6 protein-coding genes and 1 pseudogene are annotated in these 8,091 nt (G+C 72.2%); 2 read left to right on the forward strand and 5 right to left on the reverse strand.

The window, feature by feature from the left end; translation table 11 throughout:
- Positions 1–272 precede the first annotated feature (272 nt).
- Positions 273–599, forward strand: coding sequence for a GNAT family N-acetyltransferase (locus tag IH13_RS46215; RefSeq protein WP_420713399.1), 327 nt, complete (start codon positions 273–275; stop codon positions 597–599).
- Positions 600–791: 192 nt separating this feature from the next.
- Positions 792–1,253, forward strand: a complete 462-nt coding sequence (locus tag IH13_RS0127005) for an ATP-binding protein (protein WP_031088584.1) — start codon at positions 792–794, stop codon at positions 1,251–1,253.
- Here IH13_RS0127005 and IH13_RS0127010 read toward each other — a convergent pair.
- The 5 genes and pseudogenes from IH13_RS0127010 to IH13_RS43590 form a co-directional block, all read right to left on the reverse strand.
- Positions 1,204–2,685 (reverse strand): amino acid permease, encoded by a 1,482-nt coding sequence (locus tag IH13_RS0127010; protein ID WP_031088585.1) that lies wholly within the window; start codon positions 2,683–2,685, stop codon positions 1,204–1,206. The two genes, IH13_RS0127005 and IH13_RS0127010, sit on opposite strands and share 50 nt — an antisense overlap.
- A 158-nt stretch (positions 2,686–2,843) precedes the next feature.
- On the reverse strand, positions 2,844–3,863 hold the full coding sequence (argF, locus tag IH13_RS0127015) for an ornithine carbamoyltransferase (protein WP_031088586.1): 1,020 nt from the start codon (positions 3,861–3,863) through the stop codon (positions 2,844–2,846).
- 188 nt (positions 3,864–4,051) lie between these two features.
- Positions 4,052–5,284, reverse strand: a complete 1,233-nt coding sequence (locus IH13_RS0127020) for an arginine deiminase (protein WP_031088587.1) — start codon at positions 5,282–5,284, stop codon at positions 4,052–4,054.
- Positions 5,285–5,313: 29 nt separating this feature from the next.
- A complete protein-coding gene (locus IH13_RS0127025; RefSeq protein ID WP_234433400.1) occupies positions 5,314–7,887 on the reverse strand; it encodes a polynucleotide kinase-phosphatase in 2,574 nt (857 codons plus the stop codon).
- A pseudogene (locus tag IH13_RS43590) lies at positions 7,884–8,069 on the reverse strand (3' terminal RNA ribose 2'-O-methyltransferase Hen1); the annotation flags it as partial. The gene IH13_RS0127025 and the pseudogene IH13_RS43590, both read right to left, overlap by 4 nt.
- Between the last annotated feature and the right edge of the window lie 22 nt (positions 8,070–8,091).

Here is an 8,091-nt window from a genome sequence, read left to right on the forward strand (position 1 = left end):
CCCCCGCCGGTCCTGGGCACGGTGGCCCCGGAGGCGGTCGGCCCGCTGCTGGACGCGTGTCCGCTGCCCCAGGTCAACGCGGACCGCGCCACGGCCGAGGCGCTGGCCGCGCGCCTGCCCGGCCACCGGGTGGAAGCGGAGCACCGGCTCTACCGGCTGGGCCTCCTGGTACCTCCCTCCCCCGCCCCCGGCGGCCTGCCGCGCGTCGCCACCGGGGCGGACCGGAGGCCGGGCAGGAGACCGGCCAGTCGGGCAGCGGGGCCGAGCGGCTGGTGGACGACCGGATCGCGCACGGCGGGCTGGTCCTCTGGGAGGACGGCGGCGTACCGGTGTCGATGGCGGGCGTCTCCCGCACGGTCGCCGGTACCGCCCGGGTGTCGGTCGTCTACACACCGCCCGAGCACCGCGGCCGGGGGTACGCCGCCGCGGTGACGGCCGGGGCGGGCCGGACGGCCAGGGAGGCGGGTGCCGGGGAGGTGCTGCTCTTCGCGGACCTCGCGAACCCGACGAGCAACGGCGTGTACCTGCGTATCGGCGACAGGGCGGGGACGGCGGGTCGGGGTGGCGTGAGTCACAGGCACGGGACAAACGATCCATGAGACCGTGGGGGCGAAGGTCCCGTTTGTACCGGTCGGCGGTCTCTGTGCCCCGGCCGTCGCGCTCCGTAGGGTCGGGTCCAGGTGGTCCTGGTCCGGAAGCCCTGGCGCAGCGGCCCGGTACAGCGGTCCTGGACCAGCAGAACCGGAACAGAGGTCCGCACAGGACGTCTCGCTCCCGAAGGAAACCCCGCCGTGCCGCCCGACATCCCCGCTCCCCGGCCCTCACCGGCCTCCTGGCGTATCGCCCTGCCGCACTCGACGGCGGCCGTGCCGATCGCCCGTGCGCTCGTCCGCACGGCACTGGCGGACATCGAGGTGGCGGCGGACAGCGACACGGCCGAGCTGCTCACCGCCGAACTGGTCGCCAACGCCGTGGAGCACACCGGCGGCGCGGGGCCGATCGAGCTGGTGGTCGAGCTGATGGCCACCGGATGCCAGGTGGAGGTGCACGACCGCGATCCGGGCCCGCCCGGCGACCTGTCCCGGCCGGGGCCGGGCAGTGTGCCCGACCCGTGGCAGGAACACGGCCGTGGTCTGCTGCTCATCCGCACGCTCAGCTCCGCCTGCGGTCACCGCACCACGGAGCACGGCAAGGCCGTCTGGTTCACGCTTCCGGCGATCCCGGCCCAGCCGGGCCCGTCCCCGCGGAGCTGACCAGCCGCGACCTGCGGCGCCCGTAGCAGGCGTAGAGCACCGCACCGACGGCCAGGAAGACCGCGAACTGCGCCCAGGTCGTCCAGCCCGTGCCGTACATCAGGTACACGCAGAAGCCGACGCCCAGGACCGGGCTGAGCGGGTAGAGCGGGACGCGGAAGGACCGCTTCAGCTCCGGGTGGCCCCGGCGCAGGGCGATGACCGCGATGTTCACCACGGCCATGGTGGCGAGGGTGCCGATGGTCGTCAGGTTCACGACGACGTCCAGCGAGGAGAACGCGGCCGGGAGCGCGAAGACGACCGCCACGATCCAGGTGTTCGCCACCGGGGTGTGCGTACGGGGTGAGACCCGCTCGAAGACCCGGGGGACCAGGCCGTCACGGGACATCGACATCAGGATCCGGGTCTGCCCGTACATCACGGCGAGCACCACGGAGGCGATCGCGACGACGGCGCCGAAGGCGATGATCCCGCCGCCGACGGACGAGTCGGTGACCTGGTCGACGACGAGCGAGAGCGCGGCCGGCTTGCCGGAGACGGCGTCCTCCCCCAGGGCGCCGATGGCACCGAGGGCGACGGCGCAGTAGAGCAGGGTGACGAGCCCGATGCAGATCATGATCGCGATCGGGATGTTCCGCCGGGGGTTCTTGACCTCCTCGCCGGCCGTGGTGATGGCGTCGAACCCGATGTACGAGAAGAACGCCACGGACGCGCCCGCGGTGACCCCCGCCACGCCGTGGGAGGCGAACGGCGAGAGGTGGCCGTCCTGGAAGGCCGTGAAGGCGATGGCGCAGAAGGCGATGAGGATGCCGATCTTCAGGACCGCCATCGCCGCCGTGGCGCCCGCGCTCTCCCGGATGCCGCGCACCAGCAGGGTGGCGGCCATCATGACCACGACGACCGCCGGCAGGTTGATGACGCCGCCGTCGCCGGGTCCGGCCGAGAGCGCCGCGGGCAGCTGCAGACCGACCAGGCTGTCCAGCAGCTCGTTGACGTACTGGCTCCAGCCGACGGCGACCGCGGAGACCGACACGCCGTACTCCAGCAGCAGGCACCAGCCCACCAGGAAGGCGACGCGCTCGCCGAGGGTGGCGTAGGCGAAGGAGTACGAGCTGCCGGACACCGGGAGGGCGCCGCCGAGCTCCGCGAAGGAGAACGCGGTGAAGATGCAGGTGATCGCCGCGAGGACGAAGGAGATCACCACGGCGGGTCCCGCCTCGGCGACGCTGTCGGAGAGACCGACGAAGATGCCCGTGCCGACGATCGCGCCGACGCCGAAGCAGACCAGCTGGAAGAGCCCCATGGTGCGCTTGAGGCCGTGCCCTTCCAGGTCGGCGCCGGACTCGGCGAGCAGCAGGGCGGGGCTCTTGACGCGCGCCCCCGGCCTGCGGGGCGGGCTCGCGGGGGGCGGGGTGCGGGGGGCCGGACTCATGCGGGCGTTCTCTTCTTCCGGTGCTGCGTGGGGGGGCGTCGACGGGCTGTGGGGCCGGCCCGTGAACGGAAAGCGGGGTTCGGGCGTGCGAGCCCGAACCCCACCAAGTGGCATCATCGTAGCCACATCTATGCATGTTCACCCAATTGGGTGCATGTTCATGCGGTCGGCCCGTCGTCTCCGGCGAGGGTGGCGACCAGGACGGCCTTGATCGTGTGCATGCGGTTCTCGGCCTCGTCGAAGACGACGGAGTGCGCGGACTCGAACACCTCGTCGGTGACCTCCAGCTCCTCCAGACCGTGCTGGTCGTGGATCTCCCGGGCCACCCGCGTGCCGAGGTCGTGGAAGGCCGGCAGGCAGTGCAGGAACTTCACCGCGTCGTTGCCGGTGGCGCGCAGGACGTCCATGGTCACGGCGTAGGGCGCGAGGGCCGCGATGCGCTCGCTCCAGACCTCCTTGGGCTCCCCCATGGAGACCCAGACGTCGGTGGCGACGAAGTCGGCTCCCCGGACCCCTTCGGCGATGTCCTCGGTGAGGGTGACGCGCGCCCCGCTGGCCGCGGCGAGCTCGTGGGCCCGGTCCACGACCTCCTGCGCCGGCCAGTAGGCGGCGGGCGCGACGATCCGGACGTCCATGCCGAGCAGGGCGCCGGTGACCAGGTAGGAGTTGCCCATGTTGAAGCGGGCGTCGCCGAGGTAGGCGTAGGCCGTCTCCTCCAGCGGCTTCTCGCAGTGCTCGGTCATCGTCAGGACGTCGGCGAGCATCTGCGTGGGGTGCCAGTCGTCGGTGAGGCCGTTGAAGACCGGGACCCCGCCGTACGCGGCGAGCTCCTCCACGACCTGCTGGCTGTCACCTCGGTACTCGATGCCGTCGAACATCCGCCCGAGCACTCGCGCCGTGTCCCTCACCGACTCCTTGTGCCCCATCTGGGAGCCCGAGGGGTCGAGGTACGTGGTGGAGGCACCCTGGTCGGCGGCGGCCACCTCGAAGGCGCAGCGGGTACGCGTGGAGGTCTTCTCGAAGATCAGCGCGATGTTCTTGCCGCGCAGCCGCCGCACCTCCCGGCCCGCCTTCTTGGCGGCCTTGAGCTCGGCGGCCAGAGCGAGCAGGCCGCGGAACTCCTCGGCCGTGAAGTCCAGCTCCTTGACGAAGTGGCGGCCTACGAGGTCATGGGCCATGGTGGCTGCTCCTGGGTCTGGCTCGGGCGTGCTGCGTACGGGTGATTCTGGAAGTGTATACGAGCACCCGCATCGCTATACAGGCCTGGTGCGTTCCTCCCTCCCGCCCCGGATCCGGTGCGCTCCCCCGGTCGGCCCGGGCTCTCTCCTGGTCGGCGCGGTCGGGGCTCCGCCCCGGTCCGGCCGGGTCATACCGGGTCGCGCACCACCGGGCAGCTCATGCAGCGCGGGCCGCCCCGGCCGCGGCCCAGTTCGCTGCCCCGGATCTCGATGACCTCGATGCCCTCGCGGCGCAGATAGCCGTTGGTGGTGGCGTTGCGCTCGTAGGCGACGACCACCCCGGGCTCCACGGCGAGGACGTTGCAGCCGTCGTCCCACTGCTCGCGCTCGGCGGCGTGGACGTCCTGGGTGGCGGTGAGCACCCGGATGGTGTCCAGGCCCAGTGCGGCGGCGATGGCCCGGTGCATGTGCTCCGGCGGGTGGTCGGTGACCTTGAGCTCCCGGGGACCGCTGCCCGGCTCGATCGTGTAGGACCGGAGCATCCCGAGCCCCGCGTACTGGGTGAAGGTGTCACCGTCGATCATCGTCATCACCGTGTCGAGGTGCATGAGCGCACGCCGCTTGGGCATGTCCAGGGCCACGATCGTCCGGGCCGACCCGGCGTCGAAGAGGCCCCGCGCGAGCATCTCCACGGCCTGCGGGGTGGTGCGTTCGCTCATCCCGATGAGGACCGCGCCCCGGCCGATGACGAGGACGTCGCCGCCCTCGATGGTGGAGGGGTAGTCGTCCTGCCCCTGGGACCAGTGGTGGAAGACACCCGCCTCGGGGCCGGTGAACAGCGGGTGGTGCCGGTAGATCGCCTCGAAGTGGACCGTCTCCCGCTGCCGGGCCGGCCACCGCATCGCGTTGATGGACACCCCGTCGTAGATCCAGGCCGAGGTGTCCCGGGTGAACAGGTGGTTGGGCAGCGGGTCGAGGAGGAAGTCGTCCAGGTCCATGACGTGGAAGCGGACCGAGGTCGGTTCGGTGTGCCGCTCCAGGAACTCCCGTTTCGTCATCCCTCCGACCAGGGCCTCGGCCAGTTCGGCGGAGGGCAGCTCCTCGAACACGGTCCGCAGGTGCTCGGTGGCCAGCGGACCGTACGCCTTCTCGTCGAAGACCCGGTCGAGCACGAGCCGCCGCGCCGCCGGGATGCCGAGCGACTCGCGGAGCAGGTCACCGAAGAGGTGGACCTCCACACCGCGGTCGCGCAGCACACCGGCGAAGCCGTCGTGCTCCTCCCTGGCCCTGCGCACCCACAGCACGTCGTCGAAGAGGAGCGCGTCCTTGTTGCTCGGGGTGAGCCGCTTGAGCTCCAGATCGGGGCGGTGCAGGATGACGCGGCGCAGCCGCCCGGCCTCGGAGTCGACATGGAATCCCATGCCTTCATCCTGACCACACGGCCCGCCGTTCACCCCGCGAACCGCCCACCACTTGTCGTACGGACCGTCCCCGGGTTCACAGCCGGGGGTCTGTCTCTTATACACATCTCCAGGGCCTCCAGCCCGAGGGCGTACTCGCGCAGGGCCAGGGACCGCTTGTGGCCCAGGAACCGGGAACGCAGCCGCTCCAGGTTCTCCGGCCGGGTGTACTCCGGGCCGTAGACGATCCGCAGGTACTCCCGGCCGCGCACCTTGACACCGGGCTGGACGAGCCGCCCCTTGGCGTCCCGTACGAGGGCGCCGAGCGGCTTGACGACCATGCCCTCGCCGCCGCGTCCCGTCATCTCCAGCCACCAGTCCGTGCCGGAGCGCACGGATGCCTCGTCACCCGTGTCGACCACGAGGCGCCGGGTGCCCTGGAGCAGCCCGGTCGGGTCGTGCTCGACGAGGCGGTCCACCCAGGCCAGCTGCTCGTCGTGCGGCACCGCGGCCAGCGAGCGCCCCTGCACGGCGAGGATCTGGAACGGCGCGATCCGGACCCCGTCGATCCCTTCGGTGCTCCAGCAGTATCGGCGGTAGGCCTCGGTGAAGGCCGCCGCGTCCTCGGCCCGCTGCCGCGCCGCCAGGCCGCCGACGTCCACGCCCCGCGCCGCCGCCGCGGCCAGGGCCGCCTCCGCCACGGGCAGGACCGCGCCGGACGCGGCGCCCACGGCCGCGTACTGCGAGCGCAGGAGCCCGCCCGCCTTGAGGGACCAGGGCATCAGCTCGGCGTCCAGCAGCACCCAGTCGGTGTCCCACTCCTCCCAGAGTCCGGCGGCGGACACCGCGGCGCGGAGGCGGTCGAGGACCGTGCCGGTGAGGGCGCCGTCGTCCAGGAACGGCCGTCCGGTGCGGGTGTACAGCGCGCCGGCGGGTTCTTCCGCCCCGCCGGCAGGGCGGGAGGTGCCCCCGGTACCGAAACGCGCACGGGCGGCGTCCGCGTCGCGGCAGACCAGGGCCACCGCGCGTGAGCCCATGTGCTTCTCCTCGCACACGACCCGGGTGACGCCGTCGGCCCGGTACTGCGCGAAGGCCTCCGCCGGGTGTTCCAGATACCCCTCCTCCCGGGAGGTGGCGGTCGGGGCCATGGTCGGCGGGAGATAGGCCAGCAGCCTGGGGTCGACGGCGAACCGGCTCATCACCTCCAGCGCCGCCGCCGCGTTCTCCTCGCGCACCGCGACACGGCCCATGTGGCGGGTCTCCACGACCCGGCGGCCCTGCACGTCGGCGAGGTCCAGCGGCCGGCCCTCCCGGCCCCCGGGCGCCTCGGTGGTCAGCGGCTTCACCGGCTCGTACCAGACCCGCTCGGCCGGTACGTCGACGATCTCGCGCTCCGGCCAGCGCAGCGCGGTCATCCTGCCGCCGAAGACCGCACCGGTGTCCAGGCACAGGGTGTTGTTGAGCCAGGCCGCGGTGGGCGTGGGCGTGTGCCCGTAGACCACGGCGGCGCGGCCCCGGTACTCCTCGGCCCACGGGTAGCGCACGGGCAGGCCGAACTCGTCGGTCTCCCCGGTCGTGTCCCCGTACAGCGCGTGCGAACGGACCCGGCCCGACGTGCGGCCGTGGTACTTCTCGGGCAGCCCGGCATGGCAGACGACCAGCTTGCCCTCGTCCAGGACGTAGTGGCTGACCAGCCCGTCGATGAACTCCGCGACCTCCGCGCGGAACTCGGGGTGCTCGGCGTCCTCCCGCTCCAGCTGCTCGACGGTCTCGGCCAGTCCGTGGGTGTGCTGGACCTTGCGTCCCTTGAGGTAACGGCCCAGCTTGTTCTCGTGGTTGCCGGGAACGCACAGGGCGTTGCCCGAGGCGACCATGGACATGACGCGGCGCAGCACCCCGGGGCTGTCGGGGCCCCGGTCGACGAGGTCGCCGACGAACACGGCGGTACGCCCCTCGGGGTGCGCGCCGTCGACGTAACCGAGCTCGGCGAGCAGGGTCTCCAGCTCGGAGCTGCAGCCGTGGACGTCACCGACGATGTCGAAGGGGCCGGTGAGGTGGCGGAGGTCGTTGTAGCGGCGCTCCAGGACGATCTCCGCGGCGGCGACCTCCTCCTCACCGCGCAGGACGTGCACCTTGCGGAAGCCCTCGCGTTCCAGTCCGCGCAGGGAGCGGTGCAGTTCGCGCCGGTGGCGCCGGACGACGTGGCGGGGCATCCCCGCCCGCTCGGGACGCCGCGCGTTGCGCGCGAGGCAGACCTCCTCCGGCACGTCCAGCACGATCGCGATGGGCAGGACGTCGTACTCCCTGGCCAGTCGCACGAGCTGCTTGCGGCTCTCGGACTGGACGTTGGTGGCGTCGACGACGGTGAGCCGGCCGGCGGCCAGGCGCTTGCCGGCGATGTGGTGCAGGACGTCGAAGGCGTCGGCGCCGGCGCTCTGGTCGTTCTCGTCGTCGGCGACCAGGCCCCGGCAGAAGTCCGAGGAGATGACCTCGGTGGGCTTGAAGTGGGTGCGAGCGAAAGTGGACTTGCCCGATCCGGTGGCGCCGATGAGCACGACGAGGGACAGGTCGGTCACCGGGAGCCTGCGTGGGGTGGTGCCCGTCGTGCGAGCGGTTCCGGTCATGCGGCCTTCGCCTCCTTCGTCTTCCCGTGCGCATCGCCGTGCGCCTTCTCGTGCGTCTCCTGGCGCGCCTTCCCGTGTGCCGTCTCGCTGTCCGGCGCGGTCCTCGTGAACACGGCCATCTGCGTGGGCGGCCCCACCTCGGGGTCGTCCGGGCCGACCGGGACGAACTCCACCCCGTATCCTGTCTCTTATACACATCTCTGA

Source organism: Streptomyces sp. NRRL WC-3549, assembly GCF_000721935.1.
GTDB lineage: Bacteria > Actinomycetota > Actinomycetes > Streptomycetales > Streptomycetaceae > Streptomyces.

What these genes read in the sequence shown, in the direction of transcription:
- IH13_RS0127010 (WP_031088585.1), bottom strand. Translation starts at nt 2,685, where the DNA reads ATGAGTCCGGCCCCCCGCACCCCGCCCCCCGCGAGCCCGCCCCGCAGG.
- argF (WP_031088586.1), bottom strand. Translation starts at nt 3,863, where the DNA reads ATGGCCCATGACCTCGTAGGCCGCCACTTCGTCAAGGAGCTGGACTTC.
- IH13_RS0127020 (WP_031088587.1), bottom strand. Translation starts at nt 5,284, where the DNA reads ATGGGATTCCATGTCGACTCCGAGGCCGGGCGGCTGCGCCGCGTCATC.
- IH13_RS0127025 (WP_234433400.1), bottom strand. Translation starts at nt 7,887, where the DNA reads ATGACCGGAACCGCTCGCACGACGGGCACCACCCCACGCAGGCTCCCG.